General features: G+C 69.4%; 21 protein-coding genes and 1 pseudogene. 12 read left to right on the top strand and 10 right to left on the bottom strand.

Annotated features, from left to right (window positions below; all coding sequences use genetic code 11):
- Positions 1 to 142 precede the first annotated feature (142 nt).
- The gene (locus tag HUG10_RS21990) at positions 143 to 268 is read left to right on the top strand and encodes a hypothetical protein (RefSeq protein ID WP_281375710.1); all 126 of its coding nucleotides are present in this window, start codon (positions 143 to 145) and stop codon (positions 266 to 268) included.
- 69 nt (positions 269 to 337) lie between these two features.
- On the opposite strand, the gene HUG10_RS06095 is transcribed toward HUG10_RS21990, so the two are convergent.
- Complete coding sequence (locus HUG10_RS06095; RefSeq protein WP_179168716.1) at positions 338 to 1426, bottom strand: AIR synthase-related protein; 1089 nt, start codon at positions 1424 to 1426, stop codon at positions 338 to 340.
- Between the two features lie 148 nt (positions 1427 to 1574).
- Positions 1575 to 2939 carry a CRTAC1 family protein gene (locus tag HUG10_RS06090; protein ID WP_179168715.1) on the bottom strand — a complete coding sequence of 455 codons (1365 nt, stop codon included), beginning with the start codon at positions 2937 to 2939 and terminating at the stop codon, positions 1575 to 1577.
- Positions 2940 to 2993: 54 nt separating this feature from the next.
- Here HUG10_RS06090 and HUG10_RS06085 point away from each other — a divergent pair, with 54 nt between their 5' ends.
- Together HUG10_RS06085 and HUG10_RS06080 are read left to right on the top strand one after the other, a co-directional pair.
- Complete coding sequence (locus tag HUG10_RS06085) at positions 2994 to 3173, top strand: hypothetical protein (RefSeq protein ID WP_179168714.1); 180 nt, start codon at positions 2994 to 2996, stop codon at positions 3171 to 3173.
- Positions 3174 to 3393: 220 nt separating this feature from the next.
- The gene (locus HUG10_RS06080; RefSeq protein ID WP_179168713.1) at positions 3394 to 3816 is read left to right on the top strand and encodes a hypothetical protein; all 423 of its coding nucleotides are present in this window, start codon (positions 3394 to 3396) and stop codon (positions 3814 to 3816) included.
- A 110-nt stretch (positions 3817 to 3926) separates the two neighbouring features.
- Here the strand turns inward: HUG10_RS06080 and HUG10_RS06075 are convergent, their stop codons facing one another.
- Together HUG10_RS06075 and HUG10_RS06070 are read right to left on the bottom strand one after the other, a co-directional pair.
- Positions 3927 to 5024 (bottom strand): glycosyltransferase, encoded by a 1098-nt coding sequence (locus HUG10_RS06075; protein WP_179168712.1) that lies wholly within the window; start codon positions 5022 to 5024, stop codon positions 3927 to 3929.
- Positions 5025 to 5105: 81 nt separating this feature from the next.
- A complete protein-coding gene (locus HUG10_RS06070; protein WP_179168711.1) occupies positions 5106 to 6170 on the bottom strand; it encodes a glycosyltransferase family 4 protein in 1065 nt (354 codons plus the stop codon).
- Between the two features lie 184 nt (positions 6171 to 6354).
- Between HUG10_RS06070 and HUG10_RS06065 the strand changes: the two genes are divergently transcribed.
- From HUG10_RS06065 to HUG10_RS06055, 3 genes are all read left to right on the top strand, one after another.
- A complete protein-coding gene (locus tag HUG10_RS06065; protein ID WP_179168710.1) occupies positions 6355 to 6636 on the top strand; it encodes a ribonuclease P protein component 4 in 282 nt (93 codons plus the stop codon).
- A gap of 84 nt (positions 6637 to 6720) precedes the next feature.
- Entirely contained in the window at positions 6721 to 6969 is a 249-nt protein-coding gene (locus HUG10_RS06060; RefSeq protein ID WP_179168709.1) for a YhbY family RNA-binding protein, read from the top strand.
- Positions 6966 to 7892 (top strand): mechanosensitive ion channel family protein, encoded by a 927-nt coding sequence (locus HUG10_RS06055; RefSeq protein WP_179168708.1) that lies wholly within the window; start codon positions 6966 to 6968, stop codon positions 7890 to 7892. Before HUG10_RS06060 ends, HUG10_RS06055 begins: the two co-directional genes overlap by 4 nt.
- Before the next feature lie 503 nt (positions 7893 to 8395).
- On the opposite strand, the gene HUG10_RS06050 is transcribed toward HUG10_RS06055, so the two are convergent.
- Positions 8396 to 9541, bottom strand: a complete 1146-nt coding sequence (locus HUG10_RS06050; protein ID WP_179168707.1) for an acyl-CoA dehydrogenase — start codon at positions 9539 to 9541, stop codon at positions 8396 to 8398.
- A gap of 96 nt (positions 9542 to 9637) precedes the next feature.
- On the opposite strand from HUG10_RS06050, the gene HUG10_RS06045 reads away from it, so the two are divergent.
- Positions 9638 to 10714: a phytoene/squalene synthase family protein gene (locus tag HUG10_RS06045; RefSeq protein WP_179168706.1), complete on the top strand. Its 1077-nt coding sequence runs from the start codon at positions 9638 to 9640 to the stop codon at positions 10712 to 10714.
- Between the two features lie 87 nt (positions 10715 to 10801).
- Here HUG10_RS06045 and HUG10_RS06040 read toward each other — a convergent pair whose 3' ends face one another.
- On the bottom strand, positions 10802 to 11374 hold the full coding sequence (locus tag HUG10_RS06040) for an NUDIX hydrolase (protein ID WP_179168705.1): 573 nt from the start codon (positions 11372 to 11374) through the stop codon (positions 10802 to 10804).
- A gap of 241 nt (positions 11375 to 11615) precedes the next feature.
- Between HUG10_RS06040 and HUG10_RS06035 the strand changes: the two genes are divergently transcribed.
- Complete coding sequence (locus tag HUG10_RS06035) at positions 11616 to 11837, top strand: DUF1918 domain-containing protein (RefSeq protein WP_179168704.1); 222 nt, start codon at positions 11616 to 11618, stop codon at positions 11835 to 11837.
- 165 nt (positions 11838 to 12002) lie between these two features.
- Positions 12003 to 12425: pseudogene (locus HUG10_RS06030) on the top strand (RNA-binding protein); the annotation flags it as partial.
- Positions 12426 to 12959: 534 nt separating this feature from the next.
- Here the strand turns inward: HUG10_RS06030 and HUG10_RS06025 are convergent.
- Complete coding sequence (locus HUG10_RS06025; protein WP_179168702.1) at positions 12960 to 13520, bottom strand: thioredoxin family protein; 561 nt, start codon at positions 13518 to 13520, stop codon at positions 12960 to 12962.
- 63 nt (positions 13521 to 13583) lie between these two features.
- On the bottom strand, positions 13584 to 14009 hold the full coding sequence (locus tag HUG10_RS06020; protein ID WP_179168701.1) for an EamA family transporter: 426 nt from the start codon (positions 14007 to 14009) through the stop codon (positions 13584 to 13586).
- Positions 14010 to 14132: 123 nt separating this feature from the next.
- Here HUG10_RS06020 and HUG10_RS06015 point away from each other — a divergent pair, with 123 nt between their 5' ends.
- From HUG10_RS06015 to HUG10_RS06005, 3 genes are all read left to right on the top strand, one after another.
- Positions 14133 to 14624, top strand: coding sequence for an Lrp/AsnC family transcriptional regulator (locus HUG10_RS06015; RefSeq protein WP_179168700.1), 492 nt, complete (start codon positions 14133 to 14135; stop codon positions 14622 to 14624).
- Entirely contained in the window at positions 14621 to 15916 is a 1296-nt protein-coding gene (locus HUG10_RS06010) for a pyridoxal phosphate-dependent aminotransferase (RefSeq protein WP_179168699.1), read from the top strand. The genes HUG10_RS06015 and HUG10_RS06010 overlap by 4 nt, the downstream gene beginning before the upstream one ends.
- Before the next feature lie 187 nt (positions 15917 to 16103).
- Positions 16104 to 17258 carry an acyl-CoA dehydrogenase family protein gene (locus tag HUG10_RS06005; RefSeq protein WP_179168698.1) on the top strand — a complete coding sequence of 385 codons (1155 nt, stop codon included), beginning with the start codon at positions 16104 to 16106 and terminating at the stop codon, positions 17256 to 17258.
- Between the two features lie 54 nt (positions 17259 to 17312).
- On the opposite strand, the gene HUG10_RS06000 is transcribed toward HUG10_RS06005, so the two are convergent.
- Entirely contained in the window at positions 17313 to 17909 is a 597-nt protein-coding gene (locus HUG10_RS06000) for a HalX domain-containing protein (RefSeq protein ID WP_179168697.1), read from the bottom strand.
- A 238-nt stretch (positions 17910 to 18147) separates the two neighbouring features.
- A complete protein-coding gene (gene guaB, locus HUG10_RS05995) occupies positions 18148 to 19644 on the bottom strand; it encodes an IMP dehydrogenase (RefSeq protein WP_179168696.1) in 1497 nt (498 codons plus the stop codon).
- Between the last annotated feature and the right edge of the window lie 239 nt (positions 19645 to 19883).

Raw genomic sequence — 19883 nt, 5'->3', positions numbered from 1 at the left:
TTATGTCATATTTGTATAATACGTGGGAAACTGGGGTAGGGGATCGGATGGAGATCTCTCGGGGCCGGCGGCAGGTGTGCTACCGTCAGTCATCCCGCGGACGGCCGTCACTCACTTCCGAACAGGTGGAGAAGTACCGGCGATGCGAATCTCAACGATCGTCGTCCTGCTGGGTATCGGCCTGTTCGTGCTTCCGATTCCGGGAACGTTCATCGCCGGCGGCCTCGTCGCGCTGCTCGGTGTCGGCCTCCGCCTGTTCGGCAAGTAATTATCCGCTCACCCGACCCGTACGCACGTCCGACGCGGCGTACGTAGTAGCGGGTCGGATCGACTCGATTCAGGAAACATTCTCGTCCGCCGAGAGCGCCGCGTACGCCGCCCATGACTCGTCCTCCGCCGGCGGCTCGACCCGCTCACCGTCGACGACGACGCCCTCTCCCTCCCGCACGCGGCCGGCGACGCCGACGGCGGTCCCGCGCGACTTGAGCGCCGAGACGACCGCGTCGACCGACCCGGGCCGGACCGCCACGAGGAGCGTCCCCGCAGTGGTGCAGGCCCACGGATCGAGGCCGAGCGCCTCGCAGGCGGCGAGGGCGGCCGAGTCCTCCGGGACCGCGGTCGAGTCGACGTCGATGCGGACGCCGGCGGCGCCGGCGAGTTCGCACAGCGCGCCGCGAAGTCCGCCCTCGGTCGCGTCGTGCATCGCCGTGACGCCGCCCCCCTTCACGTCGCGCCCGGTGGCGTCGATGTCTGCGACCCCCTCGCCGTCCTCGCTCCGCCCGGCCTCCGCCACGGCGAGCGCGTCCCGAACGACGCTCGTCCGGTCGAGACACGCCTGCGCGTCGCGGAGCGTCGACTCGTCTAGTTCGTCGAACGTCCCGGGGTACAGCGTCGTGAGCAGGCCGGCCGTCTCGATGGCCGGACCGCGGGTCACGAGGAGGCGGTCGCTCGGCCGCGCCCCGTCCGGGCGGATCAGGTCGTTGTGGTCTCCGACCCCGAGGACGGTCGTCGCGCCGACCCAGGGGTACGACGCGCCGGGGTAGCGGGCGGTGTGGCCGGTCGCGACCGCGATGCCGAGGTCCTCGCACTCCGTCGCCATGGCGCGCCACAGGTCGGCGAACTCGTCGTCGGTCATCGCGGTCGGCAGGGAGAACGTGGGGGCGATGTGGGAGGGGCGAACCCCGGAGACGGCGACGTCCGCGAGCGCGAACGAGAGCGCGAAGCGCCCGGCGCGTTCGAAGCCCAGGTCGGGGAGCACCGACAGCGGGTCGGTTGCGACGACGAGCGCGCGCCCGCCGACGTCGAGGACGCCGAAGTCGACGCCGTGGGCCGGACCGAGCGCTACGTCCGCCCGGTCCGCGCCGAGGTTCGGGTAGATCGCCGTCTCGAACAGCGCGCGGTCGGCCTTCCCGAGTCGGTCGGTCATCGTCCGTGGCTGGGTGGGCGTCCGTGAAAAGCGGTCCGCGTCTCCCCCGACTCCTCCGACCTGCCCAGTTGTCACCGGATTCGCAACCGGGCCCGGGTCACCCGTTGCTCGTGATCGGCGGGAGGCAGTCCCACTGGCTCGTCCCGACTCAGAACCGGGGCGCCATCGGGTGCGAGATCTCGTGTTCGGCGCGCTCGGCCGGCCGGTCGATCGTCGTCTCGCGCCCGTCGGGCCAGCGGATCCTGACTCGCTCGGGGGCGGCGTCGCCGAGCCCGAAGTGGGCGACCGGTTCCATCTGGCAGAGGTAGCCCGAACCGGCACAGACCACCCTCGTCCTGGTCCACTCGTCGGTCTCCAGGGTGACGGCCGCGCCGCGGGCCGGGGCGCCGTACTGGGTGGTGGGTCGGACCCTGAGCCAACCCCTGTCGTTCTCCGCGGCGTACAGCGACAGCGGCTGGGCGGCGAGTTCGCCGTGGACGAGCAGGAGTTCGAGCGTCCCGTCGCCGTCGAAGTCGGCGACCGTGGCGCCGGTGCCCAGCCCCTTCGGCTCGGCGGCGGGGCCGGGGTCGAGCATCGACCAGCCGTCCGGGGTCCGGCGGAACAGTCGGTTCCCGGCTCCCATCACGTGGACGAACAGCTCCTCGCGGCCGTCGTTGTCGAAGTCGGCACAGGCGAGGGTGCGGACGCGGGTCGGCTGCGCGAACTCGGGCGGCGCGACGTCGTCGAAGGTGCCGTCCTCGCGCGGCTCGAATATGCGGTTGGGACCCTCCCACGACCCGTAGGCGATCGCGGCGTCGGCCATGGTTACCCCCCGCGCGTCGGTCTCGCGATCCGCGACGCCGACGTCGGCCGCGATCTCCTCGTAATGGCCCGACTCGTTGCGATACAGCCGGTTCGGGCCGCGCTCGACCCCGACGAACAGGTCCATGCTCTCGGAGACGATCGGGCCGGCGAGCAACGAGCGCCCACAGGCGTCCACGTCGAGGCCGACCGCCGAGGCCATGTCCGTCAGTTCGCCGTCGTCGCCGAGTTCGTAGAACCGGGAGGGAGTGCCGTAGGAGGCGACGAAGACGCCGTACCGGCCGGTGCCGTACCGGTCCAGCGCGGCGACGGACCGGCCGGCGCGGAAGTTCCCCCGGTCCGCGTTGATGCCGAGGCCGTATAGGTCACGCCACCGGGCCCCGTCGCAGTCAGGCGAGCACTCGACGGGGTCGAGCAGCAGATCCGTGTCGCGCGTGCGCCCACCGAACTCGTCGGTGTTGTGGACGTAGAACTCCTCGTACCCGTCCGCGTCGAGGTCGGCCGCGACGACACCGATGGCGTGTCGCCCCTCGTCCGCGACCGCGGGCGAGGCGACGTCGCGCAGGGCGCCGTCGCGCCAGGTGAGGAGGCGGTTGGCCAGCCCGTACCCCGTGACGAGCGCGCATGGGCCCCGTTCGCCGGGGGTGACCGCGACGCCGTAGCCGCGGTGGGGGCGCTCGTCCGCGAGTGAGTCGGACCGGTCCGTGAACACGCCGCCCCCTCGGGGACGGTGAAATATGAACGCACGGGTTGGTCGCCACCGTGGATGTCACTGCACACACCCGCTGAGGACGGCCATCCGGATGCACGGACCGATTTCGTCATTTCTTTCGACCTACCAGTAGAGGAGACAACTGTGGAACAGGTCAAAGCGGCCGTCGTCGCGGGGGCATTCACCCTCTGTGGCATGTACCTCGGGCACGCCGCGATGCAGGCATACTTCTGACCGTCCCGTCCGGTCGGGAACATTGGCCGGTGATACTGTCAGGACCGTACCGACGGTGTCCGGGCAACGAGGGTCGGTGATGAGGCCGACGACGAGGGTCGGGAACGGGCCCGACGACGGGGCGGCGGGACGAACACGTGGTTCGGCAGCGACCGGTGTTCTCCCGCAGGAGTGCTATCGAGAGACAACCCTTTTCGGAGGGCGGGCCGAACCGACTCCCATGGCCGAAGACGAACCCGAGGATGCCACGTCCGGCGAGGAAGGAGTCGAGAACGACGAGGGCGGGAGCGACGAGGAGAAGTCGTTCCGCGAGCGCGTCGAGGAGATCCGCGAGCGGCGCGAGCAGGAGCGGGAGGAGGGGGAGGCGCCGGACCCCGAGGAGCTGATGGGCGGCGGCGGTCCCGGCGGCATGGGCGGCGGCGGCAATCCGTTCGCGCAGATGATGGGCGGGATGATGGGTGGCGGCGGCGGCATGGGTGGCGGGATGGGCGGTCCCGGCATGGGCGGCCCGGGCGGCCGCGGCGCCGAGGAGGAGTCCGCCGGCAACGAGGAACTCGTTCGCGAGGTGCGCCAGCTCCGCGACGAGGTCCGCGACGCGACCCGACAGCTCCAGCGCATCGCGCAGGCGCTCGAGGACGACTGAGTTCCGACGAACGGTCGCTCGCGAATCCTCGATCCCTCCGCGACCGCTGACTGATTTTTCGCCGACCGTCTCCGGAGGAGGGGATCCCTCGAGTCGACCCCCGAACGTTGCTACAACCCGTCGTACACATGGGCGAGCCGGTCCACCGCGTGCTCGACGCTCATCCGTTCCCGTCTGTCCAGACAGCGTTCCGACAGCGTTGGGCGCCCGGCCAGCGTCCGCTCAATGGCGTCGGCGAAGTCGGTCGTGTCGCCGCGGGCGAAGTGATAGCCGGTGACCCCGTCGACAACCGTGTCCGCGAGCGCGCCGTCGTTCACGCCGACGACCGGCGTGCCGCACGCGTTCGCCTCCAGGGCGACGAGCCCCTGCGTCTCGACGGGCGAGGGGAAGAGGAAGGCGTCGAGCGCGCTGTAGAACGCGGGGAGGTCCTCGCGAGGGAGGAAGCCGAGGAAGCGGGCGTCGATGCCGTACTCCGCGGTCATGCGTTCGAGCGCCCCCCGCGCGGGACCGTCGCCGCCGAACACGAGCGTGGCGTCCGTGTCGGCCGCGTCGAACGCGGCCGGGATCTCGTCCAGGTCCTTCTCGAAGCCGTGCCTGCCGGTGTAGCCCACGAGCGGGCCGTCGGGGAGGTCGTACCGCTCCCGGAAGTCGCCGCCATCGACCGGGCCGAAGAACTCCGTGTCGACGCCGTTCGGGACGACCGAGACCGGCGCGTCGATGCCGATACCCCGGAGGTGCTCGCGCGCCGGTTCGCTCGGGACGACCACCACGCGCGCGTGGTTCAAGTACCAGCGCTCGTATTGGCGGGCGACGCCCTCTATCGCGGTCGCCGTGCGACCGTTGGCGATGTAGTCGGCGTACTCCGAGGTCGGCGTGTGGTAGGAGGCCACGAGCGGCACGTCGATCCGGAGCGCGAGGTAGAGTCCCGAGAGACCGAGCGCGAAGGGGGTGTGGGCGTGGACGAGGTCGGCGTCGCGCACCTCGTCGGGCACGCCCGGCAGGCCGAACCGGAACCCGTCGTAGAACGGGAAGCCGACGCTCCGGGTCGCGTACTCGCCCTCACCGGGTTCGTAGTCGGGCGCACCGGGGAACACGACGTCCATGCGGCCGCCGCGGTCGCGCCACCGGTCGCGCCACGACTCCAGCGTGTAGGTCACGCCGTTCACCGTGGGCAGGTACGTGTCGGTGAAGGCGGCGACCGTCTGCATCGTTCCCCCGATTCTGGGAGCGGTGGGTAATGCCTTGCGTCTTCGTCCCGCCGGGAACTCCCGTCCCGTCCGGCGGTCGGTTCAGCCGAGCAGTTCGCGGTAGGTCTCCACGAGTTCCCGCCCGACGCGGTCGAGGCCGTGTTCGGCCGCGGTCTCGCGGGCGTTGCTCCCGAGTCGCTCGCGGAGGTCGGGGTCCGCGTCGAGGCGCTCGATGGCGTCGACGAACTCGTCGCGGTTCGAGCAGAGCAGGCAGTCGTGGCCGTCCTCGAAGTACTCGCGGAAGACCGGGATGTCCCGGAGGACGACGGCCTTCCCGCACGCCATCGCCTCGAGCACGACGATGCCCTGGTTCTCTTCCTTCGTCGGGAAGAAGAACACGTCGCCCGCGCCGAACATCCCCGGCTTGTCCTCGACCCAGCCGGTGAAGGTGACGTTCTCGGGCGGATTCCGCATCCAGCGCGTCACGGTCGGCGACGCCTGCGGGCCGGTGTCGTAGGTGCCGAACCAGGCGAACTCGAGGTCGACGCGCCTCGCGACCTCGCAGAAGTCGGTGAGCCCCTTCCGCTCGAACACGTTTCCGACCGCGAAGGCGACGGTCCCGTCGAGGTCGTACCGATCGCGGTACTCGTCTCGATGCACCTCGTGGTCGGCGACTGAGTCGAGGTCGACGCCGTTGGAGAGCGCCCGAATGGGCGCCTCGACCGGGTACGCTTCCAGCTGGCGTTTCGTGTACTCCGAGGGCGTGAGCACGAGGTCGGCCTGCGAGTAGAACCACCGGAGGTAGCGCCGGAGCGCCGGGGCGACCGCGTTCGACCCGCGGAAGCTCTCCCGGAAGTCCTCGCTCGTGACGTGGCAGTGGAGCACGAGCGGGATGCCGTTCCGCCTCGCGTGGCGGGCGACGGCGACGCTCCCCGGCCCGATGAGGTTGCAGTGGGCGAGGTCGTACTCGCGGAACAGCCCCCTGCCGCGGGCGCCGTTGTAGAGGCCGTCGAGGGGGTCGTCGCCGGTCCAGGGGGTCTCGATCACCTCGACGTCGGCGCCGGACTCGGCGGCGCGGTCGAGCGCCTCGACCTGCTGGTCGTGGGCCGTGCCGATGCCGGCGCGGGCGAGCCGCGATTCGAGTTCGAGGTAGTCGAGGACCTTCACTGCGGGGTCGTTCTCGGCTCCGTTTCTTTAGGCTGCTGGAATCCTTTCCGATCTATCGTGCTGGCGTCCGCCTCCGGAGGGCTGTCCCGAGAGTAACCGGGAGTCCACGTCCATCTCGGGGTGGAAGTCGCTCCGAAACCGCTATCCCCCGTCCACCGCCAACTCCCATCCGAGAGCCGACCCAATGCAGGAGATCGCGGAGGAGCGCATCGAGAAGCTCGAGACCCTCGCGCGCGAGGCGGTCAGAGCCGGCGAACCGGACCGCGCCCGTGAGTACGTCCGACTCGCGCGCCGCCTCGCCGAGCGGCATCGCTGTGGCGTCCCGCGCTCCTTCGAGCGGTTCACCTGCGATCGCTGTGACGCGTTCCTCGTCCCGGGGCGCAACGCCAGGGTTCGACTCCAGGAGGGGAGCCACGTCGTCGTCCGGTGCGACTGCGGCGAGACGGCTCGGTACCCGTACCGCTAGGGAGGTTCACCCCTCGCGTCCACTTCGTCACACGTCCCATCCGTAAAGCAAGGCTTCAAACCCGCCCGTCCGTATCTCGTATCCATGACCGACCACGACCTGCGGAAACAGGCCCACGATCTCGACGTGACCGTCTGGGTCGGGAAGAAGGGGGTGGCGTCAGTCGCCGACGAACTCGCCGACCAGCTCGACGACCGCGATCTGGTGAAGGTGAAGTTCCTCCGGGCCGCCCGCGGCGGGAGTAGCACCGAGGAGCTGGCCGTCGAACTCGCCGACATCGCCGGGGTGGACATCGTCGAGACCCGCGGGAACACGGGGGTCTTCACGCGATGACGCAGGGGTTCCTCCAGGTGACGCCCGACGCCGGCGTGGTGACGGAGCCCTCCACGCTGGTCGCGGACTTCCTGGCGACGTTCCTGCCGGCCAACGTCGCCGGCCTGCTCGGCGCGGTGGTGACCTTCCTCGTCGTCCTGTTCGCGTTCTGGTTCGTCGGCCGGGCGTTCGTCGTCCCGCTCGTCGACCGGATGCTCGACAGGAAGGGGCTCCAGTCCCACGCGCGCAAACCGCTGCGGAAGTTGACGACCCTCGTCGTCGTCTTCGTCGGAATCTCCGTCGCGTTCGGACTCGCCGGCTTCGGCAACTTCCTCCAGTCGCTCGCGACCATCGCGGCGGCCGCGACGCTCGCCATCGGCCTCGCCATGCAGGACGTCATCAAGAACTTCGTCGCCGGCGTGTTCATCTTCACCGACCGGCCGTTCCGCATCGGCGACTGGATCGAGTGGGAGGACCAGTCCGGCATCGTCGAGGACATCTCGTTCCGGGTCACCCGCGTCCGGACGTTCGACAACGAACTGCTCACCGTCCCGAACGCGGTGCTCACCGACGACGTCATCAAGAACCCCGTCGCGAAGGAGACGCTCCGCCTGAAGGTTGACTTCGGCATCGGCTACGACGACGACATCGAACGGGCGACCGAGATCATCGTCGACGAGGCCGAGCGCCACCCCGACATCCTCGCCGCCCCGGCGCCCTCGGTCCGCCTGACGGAACTGGCCGACTCGTCCGTCGGCCTCCAGTCGCGCGTCTGGATCGAGAACCCCTCGCGCGCCGACTTCGTGAAGACCCGCGCCGAGTACGTCAAGCGCGTGAAGGAGCGCTTCGACGACGCGGGGATCTCCATCCCGTTCCCGCAGCGCGAGCTCTCGGGCGGCATCAAGACGCTCGTGCCGACGGAAGCGACGACGGCCGACGACTGAGGGGACGGCCGAATCGGTCCGCGGTACGAAAGACCGGTCTCGATGCTCGAGGCGTCAATTTTCGTGCGAGGTGAGGTTCGTACTGCCGCATCTCTACCTAAACGATCCGCAACTCGACGCAACACAAAACATATCCCACCTCGGTATCCACTATCCAAGTACGAAGGTGGGCAGCGGGTAGGGGTACTCGCAATTCTGCCCTCCCATTATCGACCGGCCAGCGACGCGTCCCGGTTCCGTCGCCCATCGCGCGCTCCGCCTCGGGTATGGCTCGCGTTATCCGCACCGACTGCGACCGCTCGAAACCCGTCGACGTTCACTGACTCGATTGGGTCGGGGATTCCGGCAGGCCCGACGCTTCAGTGATTCCCTCCCGACGGCCCGGCTACTCCTCCAGCACCTGCCTCGCGATCGTGTTCCGGAAAGCCCTCACTCGCTCGCGCCACTTCGTGCCGCTCGCTCGCTCGCCCTTTCCATGTCCACCAGGACGGTGTTCGTGCGTCTTACTCGTCGAGCACCTGGCTCGCGATCGTGTTCCGAAGCACCTCGCTCGTCCCCTCGTAGATCTCGTTCAGCTTCGCGTCGCGGTAGTAGCGCTCGACGGCGAAGTCCTTCGTGTAGCCGTAGCCGCCGTGGATCTGGATGGCCTCGTTGGCCACCTCCCGCGATATCTCGCTGGCGTACAGTTTCGCCTGCGCGGCCTCCTTGATGTAGTCCTCGTCGCGCATCTTCAGGTCGGCGGCCTTGTGCATCAGCAACTTCGCCGCCTGCACCTTCGTGTCCATGTCCGCCAGTTTGTGCTGGATGGCCTGGAAGTCCGAGATGGGGCCGCCGAACTGCTCGCGTTCCCCGCTGTAGTCCCGCGCGTCCTTGAGGGCGGCGCGCGCGATGCCGACGCCCCGGGCGGCGATGGTGATGCGGCCGCCGTTGAGCGTCTTCAGCGCGTGGACGAACCCCCCGCCCTCCTCGCCGAGCAGACGGTCCTCGGGGATGCGCATGTCGTCGAACCGGAGTTCGGCCGTCGGACAGCCCTTGTCGCCGAGCTTGTGCTCCGTCCCCTCGACGATGAACCCGTCGTCCTCCTCGGGTCGGACGACGAGCGAGGAGATGCCCTTGTTGCCCGCCTCGGGGTCCGTCTTGGCGAACAGGGTGACGGTGTCCGCGACCGAGCCGTTCGAGATCCAGAGCTTCCCGCCGTTCACCACGTACTCGTCGCCGTCCTTCTCCGCGGTCGTCGTCATGGCGGGCACGTCCGAACCCGCCTCGGCCTCCGAGAGCGCGAAGGCGCCGATGTCCGTCCCCTCGGAGAGGGGCGTGAGGTACTCGTCCTTCTGGGCCTCGTCGCCGAACTCGTACAGCATGTTGCCGGCGAGGGAGGTGTGGGCGGCGACGACGGTGCCGAGCCCGCCCGACCCGCGGGAGATCTCTTCCAGGCCGATGGCGTAGCTGTGGTAGTCGAGGCCGGCGCCGCCGTACTCGGTCGGGAACGGCATCCCCATGAGTCCGAGGTCGGCCATCTCCTGCACGAGGTCGGCCGGGAACTCGTCGGTCTCGTCGATCTCGGCGGCGCGGGGGGCAACCTCCTCGTCGACGAACTCCGCGACCGTGTCGCGAATCTGTTTCTGCTCGGTGTTCAGGCCGAAGTCCATACGCAACGCTGGCGCGTGCCGGGCTTAATGGTGTTCCGGAGGCGGGAGCGTGCCCACACCACTTTTTATCCCCCCTACCCTATGACCGATACCTGAATGTCCGACGCAGACCGCCCGGCCACGACTGCCCCCGACGCCGACCTCGCCTGGTGTCACGACTCCGTGCAGGGCGTCTCGCGAACCTTCGCGCTCACCGTGGACGTGCTCGACGAACCCATGTCCTCGTACATCTGTCTCGGCTACCTCCTCTGCCGGATCGCCGACACCGTCGAGGACACCGACCGCATCGACCCGGACGAGCAGTCGGCCCTCCTGCGCCTGTACGACGAGGCGCTCGACCCCGCGGCCGACGCGACGGCTGCCGACTTCCGCGACGCCGTCGACGAGCACCTCCCACAGGCCGACGAACGCTCGGCCGACTGGGAGGTCGTCGCCGAGACGGAGCGCGTGTTCGCCACGTTCGGGGAACTCCCCGAAGACGTTCGCGAGGCCATCGTCCCGCCCGTCCGGGAACTCGTCGGCGGGATGGCCGAGTTCGTTGACCGCTACGCCGACGAGGGCGGCCTCCGCATCGGCACCCGCGGCGAGCTCGAGGAGTACTGCTACTACGCCGCCGGCACCGTCGGCAACCTCATCACGAACCTCCTCACGCGCGGCGACATCGCCGAGGAGCGCGCCCGCCGGCTCCACGAGACGGCTGAGGAGTTCGGCCTCCTCCTCCAGCTGGTCAACATCGCCAAGGACGTCCACGACGACTACGAGGAGGAGAACAACGTCTACCTCCCCGAGGAGTGGCTCGCCGCGGAGGACGTCCCGCAGGAGGACCTCACCGACAGCGAGCACCGCGACGGCACCGCGGCCGTCGTCGGGCGGACCACCGCGCTCGCACACACCTTCCTCGACGACGCGGAGTCGTACCTCGAACACCTCCCGCTCGTCGACGGCAACACGGTCGACGCCTGGGCAATCCCGTTCCTGCTCGCGGTCGGGACGCTGCGCGAACTCGCCGCCCAGCCCGAGCGGGCCGTCGACGGCCGCGGCGTGAAGGTCAGCAGGCAGGAGGTGTTCGCCGTGGTCGCGGCCATGTCCGAGCACGGCCGCGACTCGCTGCCCGAACTCCGTCGGGCCATCGCGGTCCAGCCGTTCCACCGGACGCCGTCGGCGGCGGACTGACGGTTCGGATGCGGGCTGGTAGTTCCAGCCGTGGGGATGCTACTGCTGACGATTCCTTCGAACGAGCGAGAACGGTGAGCGACCGCGTCAGTCGGGGTTCCCGTAGCCCCGTTCCTCGCGCCACGCCCGCAGGTGCGAGCGGTCGCGCGTGTCGGGCGGCAGCGTCGAGAACCACCGCGCCTCCGAGATCTCTCCGTCCGGGTCGCACACCGCCGGCTCCTCGGTCACCGCCTCGGCCGCGAACACCGGCAGCGTCCCCCACGTGCGGTAGTCGTCGCAGACGATGTCGACGCGGGTGCGGATCGCCAGCCCCTCGTAGTCGACGTCGACGCCGGCCTCCTCCGAGAGTTCGCGCGCGGCCGCCTCGCGGAACGACTCCCAGTCCCGCACCCCGCCGCCGGGGAGCACCCACCTGTCGACGCCCTCGTGGCGGACGAGCAGCAGGTCGCCGTCCGCACGGTGGACGATGGTGTGGGCGCCGTACGGCGCGCCGGAGCGCTTCACACGCTCGGCGAGCGTCCGGAAGCGGCGCCGCGAGACGCGACGGGTCCGCTCGAAGGTGAGGAAGCCGTCGTGTTCCCGGCCGAGCCGATGGGCCTCCCGCTCGGCGACCCGCCGGGCCTCGTCGGCGAGGAATCGGACCTCGTCGAAGCCCCTCACACGCTGTCCCCCGCCGGAATCGGGTGGTCGGTCCGCGGTACGGTCGTCATGGCGCCGGCTACGTCGGCACGTGAAAAAACGCCTTCGGGGTGCGTCGGCGGTCGCGCGTCGAGCACCAGTGGGGAGTTGCGCCGACTCCCCACGAACCCTCTGGACCGAACCCCCGATGTCTCCACAGGCTCACCCCCGACGGCGACTCGCTTTCAGCGTCCTTTTGTGCGACCCCCTCGAACCGGGTTCCATGAGCGAGTTCGAGAAGGACGACCGCGTGGTTCTGACGGACCAGCACAGCGAGTTCGACGGCGAGACGGGGACGGTCACGCAGGTGATGGAGACGATGTTCGGCGACGCGACCTACACGGTCTCATTCGAGGAGGGTCAGGAGCAGGGCGTCCCCGCCGAACAACTCTCGGCGGCCGACGAGGACGCAGAGGGTTCCGAAGCCGACGACGCCGAGGAGTAACTCGCGGTTCTCCCGCGTCCGCCGACCGGCAAGCGACAGCGCCGTGACGCAGGGGGGTTCCGCTCCGCGAGCACGGACGACGTTCACTCGTCGGGCGGGATACCGGGTCGGCGCCGGCGCGGGAAAATCCAACCCTTTTCACGCCCACGTGCAAACTATCGGTTCATGGCGAGCGTCCCCTTCCACTACGTCGACCTCCGGACGTTCTGTTACGCGACGGAGGACGAGAAGCGCGTCGAGCAGGCGCTCCGGACGTTCCTTCCCGACGAGTTCGACGTGAACCGCGTCGCGAACGAGGGGCACCACGGGGACCGCATCGTCGTCCTCTCGGCGCGAGTCGAGAACGCGGACGACGTGCGACACGTGCTCTCGGTGCTCTCCGAGCTGCCCGACATCGACCGGGTGATCGCGGAGCTTGACGAGCGCGTCGACGACAACAACTCCCTGTTCCTCAGGCTGGACAAGCAGGCGGCGTTCGGCGGCGAGGTCCGACTCGGCCCAGGGATGACCCTTCGGGCCAAGGTCGAGGCATACCCGGCCAAGCGCGAGAAGGCCGTGGAGAACGCCCGCGAGGCGCTCTCGGAACTGGCTGCACAGACGGGAACCACCGGGAGGGATGGAGCGACAGTGGCCGCTGGGGATGGCGACGCGGCCGACCCCATCGAGACCACTGACACGACCGGCGACGCGGAGCGGCCGGACGCGAACGAGGCTGCGGACGCCGGGGACTCCTGACCGACCCCGCGGAGTACCTGTTCAGTCGGTCCGTATGATGCGTTCGGGGCGGTCGTCGGCCCCAACACTACGATAGCAGGCAGACGGCAGATACAAGCCCGTGAGCGTCGGTTAGGTCCGACGTGCTACCTCCCGGAGTGCGGTTCGAACACGTCGTTCCCGCACTCGCAGGATCCGGCGGTCCCGACCGGGCGGAGCGCCCCATTCTCCGTTCTCTGGACGGGATACACGCGGCCGCAGTCGGCACACTGGGCGACGGTCTCGGGAACTCCACCGGTGTGCGGTTCTTCCTCCATCGTCTCCCCGTACTACCGGTACGATATATTACCATTTCGCGTCCGGAGGGACGCGTCTCCGCGTTCGAACGGCCGGGTCGGGGCTCTCGACTCACCCGCGCCACTTGATCGAACACCCGCGGCTGGGGAGGTCGTCGTGCGGGACGTACTCGCCGGCCAGGACGGCATCGATGGTGTCGCGGACGTAGATCCGCTCCGGTTTGTCGTCCGGGTTGAGCGCGTCGTCGAGTCGGCCGTGGTAGGCGAGCACGAACTCACCCTCGGCGTTCCCGAACAGGAACGGGTCCGGCGTGCAGACGGCGCCGTAGACCCGCGCCACCTCCTGTGACTCGTCGCGGAGGTACGCGTCGTAGGCGACGCGGCCGTCGGCGACGAACTCCTCCATCGCCTCGAACGAGTCCTCGGGGTACTCCTCGGCGTCGTTGGGGTTGACGCCGACGACCGCGCAGTCGTCGTACTCGGCCGCCAGGTCGTTCAGCAGGTCGAACTTCGCCTGCGCGTACGGGCAGTGATTGCAGGTGAAGACGAGGAGCAGCGCGTCGAACCCCGCGAAGTCGTCGAGCGAGTACGCCCCCCCGTCGACGGCCGGCAGGTCGAAGTCCGGTGCCACGTCGCCGCGGGCGAGTTCGGAGTCGGATTCGGCGAGTACCATACGCGAGGCTCGGGCGCGGACGCGAAAAAACCAGTCCCCGTCCGGGTAGGCTTCGGTGGCCCCCTACTCGCCGGCGACGAGCACGACCGCGATCACGGCGAACCCGACGCCGGCGACCTTCCGGGCGGTGACCGGCTCCTCGAGCGCAAGCACGCCGACGACAGACGAGGTGACGAAGAACATCGCGAACACCGGCGCGACGATGGACACCTGTCCCATCGAGAGCGCGCGGTAGTACGCGAGGATGCCGACCGCGAGGCAGGCGCCGGCGCCGAGGACGTACCGCATCTTGGGGTCGTCGAGGTAGGGGAGGACGCCCTCGCCGCTGACCGCGATGACGCCGAGCGTCACGACGACGAGCACGGCGTTCGCGACGAGGGCGGCGACGTTGCTGGGGATCGGGTTCGCCCCACTGGTGGCGACGCGCATCAGCGGCGCGACCATCGAGTACGAGAGGAGCGCGAGAACGGCCCAGGGGAGGTAGTTCATGGTGGCGTGGGTCGGTTTTCGCGGGATAAATGGGTTCTGACACGTGGCGATGGGGTGTCGGTCGAGGGCGGGGATTCCTGCACCGTGCGAAACCGCTTTCTCGGGGGCGCGATACTCGCACCCATGGACGACGAGACGCGCGCCCTGCTCGACGTGCTGGTCGCCGACGCACGGGAATCCACCGCCGACATCGCCCGCCAGACCGGCCTCTCCGCGGACGAGGTGGACGCGCGACTCGACGACCTTGAGGCCGCGGGGGTGCTCCGCGGCTACACGGCCGTCGTGGACTGGGACCGCACGGACGCCGACCGCGTCGCCGCAGTCGTCGAGGTGAACGTCGAACTCGATCGCGAGACCGCCTACGAGGAGATCGCCCGCCGCATCGCCGAGTCGCCGACGGTCGACTCGCTCCGTCTCGTCTCGGGCGACTACGACTTCGCGCTCGACGTGAGCGCGAACACGATGCAGGCGGTCTCCCGGTTCGTCGCCGAGGAGGTGGCGCCGCTGCCAGCGGTGACCAAAACGGTCACCCACTACGTGATGGAGACGTACAAGGAGCGCGGCGTCGTCTTCGACGACCGCGACGAGGACGACCGGCTCTCCGTGACGCCATGAGCGACGGGGACGACGAAAGGCGGCGGGACCTCCCGGACGGGGGAACCGACGACGTCGCGAGCGCCGGTGACGACGTCCGCGCCGACGACACTGAACTCGACGATACCGAACTCGACGACGTCCGGGAAGGCGACCGGTTCACCCCCGCCGATCGCGTCGACGCCGTGGCGCCCTCGGGCATCCGCGCGTTCTTCGAGGTCGCCGAGTCGCGCGACGACGTCATCTCGCTCGGCGTCGGCGAACCCGACTTCACGGCGCCGTGGCCCGCACGGTCGGCGGCCATCGCCTCGCTCGAGCGCGGACGGACCAGCTACACCGCGAACCGCGGGACGCCCGAACTCCGGCGAGCCATCGCCCGTCACGTCGAGCGGTACGACCTCTCGTACGACCCCGAGGAGGAGATCCTCGTCACGACGGGCGCCAGCGAGGCGGTCGATCTCGCGTTCCGCGCGCTCGTCGACCCCGGCGACGTTGTGGCGCTCCCGACGCCGACGTACGTCTCGTACGCTCCGGGTGTCACCTTCGCCGGCGGCGAGCCGCTCCCGGTGCCCACGTACCACGAGGACGACTGGTCGCTCACGCCCGAGGCGCTCCGGGCAGCCGGGGCCGACGAGGCCGACGTGCTGGTGCTCTGCTACCCGAACAACCCGACCGGCGCGACGATGTCCCGGGAGGAGCTCTCGGGCGTCGCCGAGTTCTGCCGCGAGCACGACCTGCTGGTCGTCTCGGACGAGATCTACGCCGCGCTCACCTACGGCGACGAGCACACGTCCGTCGCCACCCTGCCGGGGATGCGCGAGCGGACGGTGGTCATCAACGGCTTCTCGAAGGCGTACGCGATGACGGGGCTCCGACTCGGCTACGCGCTCGCGCCCCCGACCGCGTCGGCGGCGATGACGAAGGTCCACCAGTACTCGATGCTGTCGGCGCCCACGACCGCCCAGCACGCCGCTGCCGCGGCGCTCCAGCGGTGCGACGACGAGGTCGGGGAGATGCGGCGCGAGTACGACCGGCGGCGTCGCTACCTGACGGCCCGCCTGCGCGAACTCGGCCTGGACGTGGCCGAACCGGGCGGGGCGTTCTACGCCTTCCCCCGCGTGGCGGACGTCGCGCCCGACGGCGACGACGAGGCGTTCGCGACGGACCTCCTCCGGGAGACCGGCGTGGCGGCCGTCCCGGGCAGCGCGTTCGGCGACGGCGGCGCCGGCCACCTCCGGCTCTCGTACGCGACCGGCATGGACGAACTGAAGGAGGCGACCCGGCGGCTGGAGTCGTACCTCGCGGAGCATTGAGTTCGGTCGGTTCGACGGTCGACGTTCCAGTTTGCTGGTCGACACCCCAGTTCGCCGGTCGACACCTGCCGGTCGTCGCTCGATGTACGGATACACTATCTGTACGCCGGGATGGACGGGGACAAACGCGTCGCCCGATGTCCGGGGTTTGCGGAGCTTTAGGTACTCCCCCCTGTGAGGTCACCGCATGGAGTTCGCGCTCTCTGAGGAACAACGGCAGTTGCGGGACGAGGTCAGGCGGTTCGCGGAGAACGAGATCGCGCCCGTCGCGAGCGAGCACGACCAGGAGGAGTCGTACCCCTACGAGGTCATGGAGAAGGCAGCCGAGATGGGGCTCACCGGCCCGCACATCCCCGTCGAGTACGGCGGCGTCGGCTACGACTCCTTCGAGACAGCCATCATCACCGAGGAACTGTTCGCCGTCGACCCCGGCATCGGGCTCTGCATCACCTCCGCCGCGTTCGGGGGCGAGGCGATCATGGGCTTCGGCACCGACGAGCAGAAGGAGGAGTGCCTGACGCCCATCACCGAGGGCGAGGCGGTCATGGGCGCCGCCATCAGCGAGCCGCAGGCCGGCTCCGATGTGACGGGCATCACCACCAGCGCCGAGAAGGACGGCGACGAGTGGGTCGTCGACGGCAACAAGATGTGGATCACGAACGGGTCGGTCGGCGACTACTTCGTCGTGATGTGCGAGACGGACCCCGACCAGGAGGACCGCTACATGGGCTACTCCCAGATCATCGTCGAGTCCGACCGCGACGGCTTCGACGCCGAGAAGATCACGGGGAAGATGGGCATCCGCGCGAGCGACACCGCCGAACTCATCTTCGACGACGTGCGCGTCCCCGAGGAGAACCTCGTCGGCTCCCGCGGGATGGGCTTCCTCCAGCTCATGCAGTTCTTCGACGAGACGCGGACCGCCGTGGCCGCCCAGGGCGTCGGCATCGCGAAGGGCGCCGCCGAGCGCGCGCTGGAGTACACCCAGGAGCGCGAGCAGTTCGGCCGGTCCATCTCGGAGTTCCAGGCGGTCAAACACGAGCTCGCGGAGGCGTTCACCAACGTCCGGGCCGCCCGGAACCTCACGTACGAGTCGGCCTGGGCCGTCGAGAACGATCCCGACGGGCTGACGAAGCTCGCGTCGATGGCGAAGGAGTTCGCCTCGCGGACCGCCGTCGAGTCGGCCGACACGGCGGTCCAGCTCCACGGCGGGGCCGGCTTCGTGAACGACCACGACGTCGAGCGGCTCTACCGCGACGCGAAGATCACGCAGATCTACGAGGGTACCACGCAGATCCAGAAGAACATCATCGCCCGCGAACTCCTCGACGAGGGGTTCTGACCCCAGCGCCTCGCCGCAGTCACCTTACTTCTCTCGATTCTTCGTTGTCCGACCTCAGAACCCGAAGTCTGTTCCGTCGTCGGCCCGCCCGATGTCGCGGAACGCCCGCTCGAAGTCGTCGTGTCGGTCGAGGTCCTCGAGGCTCTCGTCTAGGTTCTCCCGGAGGTGCTCCAGCCGGGCGTCGAGGTCGCGGTACTCGTCGGACTCCTCGAGGGCCGCCCGACCCTTCTCGGACTCGAGCACCGCCTTCTTCGAGGCGAGCGCGAAGTACTCCTGGACGCCGGTGTCGTACTCGCTGCGTCGGAGCAGGCTCTCGACGGTCTCGGTGAGCGCCTCGCGGGTCACCGGCTTCACGAGGTAGTCGTCGAAGCCCATCGCCACGATGTCGAAGTCGGGCTCGACCGCGGTCACCATGGCGACGCGGCACTCGATACCGTGGTCCCTGACCGCGACGAGCACCTCGTCGCCGGATAGCCCCGGCATCCGCCGGTCGAGGAGGACGATGCTCACGTCCTCGTCGAGCTGTTCGAGGGCCTCTTGACCGCCGTAGGCGGTCCGGACGTCGTAGTCGTCGCCGAGCCACGCGGCGTACAGATCCGCCAGATCGGGCTCGTCTTCCACGACCAGTACGACGGGGGGGTCATCACTCATACTACGGGGCTCCGTGTGTACGTCCACCTCTCACGGACCAGTACTTATCAATATACCCCTTGGTCGTCGGGCGTCCGTGTGCCCCCGAGCCACGTACCCCGAGCGGTGACCGCCGTCGAACCATCGTCTGCGGGTGGCACGTGGTGATACTTAACCGTGTCCCGTGGGGTATCACGGGTGCGAACGCGGGTAGAACAGCTCGTTCACCGTCGAGCAACGTCGCTCCCGTCTCCGGGAGCTACTCGTTCGGGCTGTAGTTCGGCGCCTCGTCCGTGATGGTCACGTCGTGGGGGTGGCCCTCGGTCTGGCCGGCCTGGGAGACGCGGACGAACTCGGACCGCTCCTTGAACTCCGCCAGCGTCCCCGCGCCGACGTAGCCCATGCCGGAGCGCATCCCGCCGACGAGCTGGTGGAGCTCCGAGGCGAGGCTCCCCTTGTACGGCGTCGCCGCCTCGACGCCCTCGGGGACGAACTCCTCGTCCTCTTCGGCCTCCTTGAGGTAGCGGTCGCCGCCGCCCTCGCTCATCGCGCCGACCGAGCCCATGCCGCGGTACTGCTTGTAGCGCTTGCCGTTCATCGTGATGACCCGGCCCGGGGCCTCGTCGGTCCCTGCGAAGTACGAGCCGAGCATCACCGCGTCGGCGCCGGCGGCGATCGCCTTGATCGCGTCGCCGGAGTAGCGGATGCCGCCGTCCGCGATGACCGGGACGTCGTGTTCGGCGGCCACGTCGGCGACCTGTGCGACGGCGGTGATCTGGGGCATGCCGGCGCCCGAGACGACGCGCGTGGTGCAGATGGAGCCGGGGCCGATTCCGACCTTCAGCCCGTCCGCGAACCCGACGGCGGCCTCGGCGGCCTCCCGCGTGCCGACGTTACCGACGACCACGTCGGCGTCGACGGTCTCCTTGATGGCCTCTGCCGAGTCGAGGACGTTGAGGTTGTGCGCGTGCGCGCAGTCGATGAACAGCACGTCGGCGCCGGCCTCGTCGGCCGCGACCGCGCGCTCCTCCTCGAAGGGGCCCACGGCGACGCCGACACGGAGCGCGCCGTCCTCGTCGCGGGCGGCGTCGCCGTGCTCGCGGCGCTGGAGGACGCCCTGCATGGTGACGAGGCCGACGAGCCGGTTCTCGTCGTCGACGACCGGCACGCGCTCGATCTTGTGATCGTACATCAGTTCGAGCGCGTCGCGGGCGGTCACGTCCTCCGGGGCGGTGATGACCTCGTCGGTCATCGCCTCCCGGACGGCGTCAGCCTCGCCCACCTCCAGGTACGGGCGGATGTCGGTTCCGGAGATGATGCCGAGCACGGTGTCGTCGTCGTCGACGACCGGGGCGCCGGAGACGCCCGCACCCTCCATCATTGCGTCCACCTCGCTGACGGTCTGGTCGGGCGCGGCCGTGACGACGTTCTCCCGTCGGATAACGAGTTCGTCGGCGCGCTTCACCCGCTCGACCTCAGCGGCCGTCTCCTCGACAGTCATGTTCCGGTGGAGCACCCCGAGACCGCCCTCGCGGGCCATCGCGGCCGCCAGGCCGCTCTCGGTCACGGTGTCCATCGCAGCGGAGAGGACGGGGATTGTCAGTTCGACGTGCCGCGAGACGTGCGTGGACACGTCGGCCTCGTCGGGTTCGACGCGACTCTCCATCGGTCGGAGCAGCACGTCGTCGAACGTCAGCGCCTCGGGCACGGTCAGTTTCTCGGAGAAGGATCCGCGATCGGAAACGTCGTTCGCCATGTTGTCGGTGGTCGCGCTGGTCTCAAAAGCGTTGCGAGGAAGTGCCCCTTCGTCACGGCGTGTCAGGGCGGAGGCGGGACGTTCGTCGCGTTCCTCGATATCCCTGGAACGCGACTCCTCCATCACGTCAGCCCATCCGTCACGTAGACCTCATCCGTCACGTCCGACGGAGCACGATTCCGGGATACAATCACGACCGGCGTTCCCTGATTCTGTACTCCGTTCCGTCCTGCCCGCAA

Origin of the sequence: Halorarum halophilum (assembly GCF_013401515.1) — an archaeon.
Classification (GTDB): domain Archaea; phylum Halobacteriota; class Halobacteria; order Halobacteriales; family Haloferacaceae; genus Halorarum; species Halorarum halophilum.
This window is presented reverse-complemented; position numbering and strand designations above follow the sequence as displayed.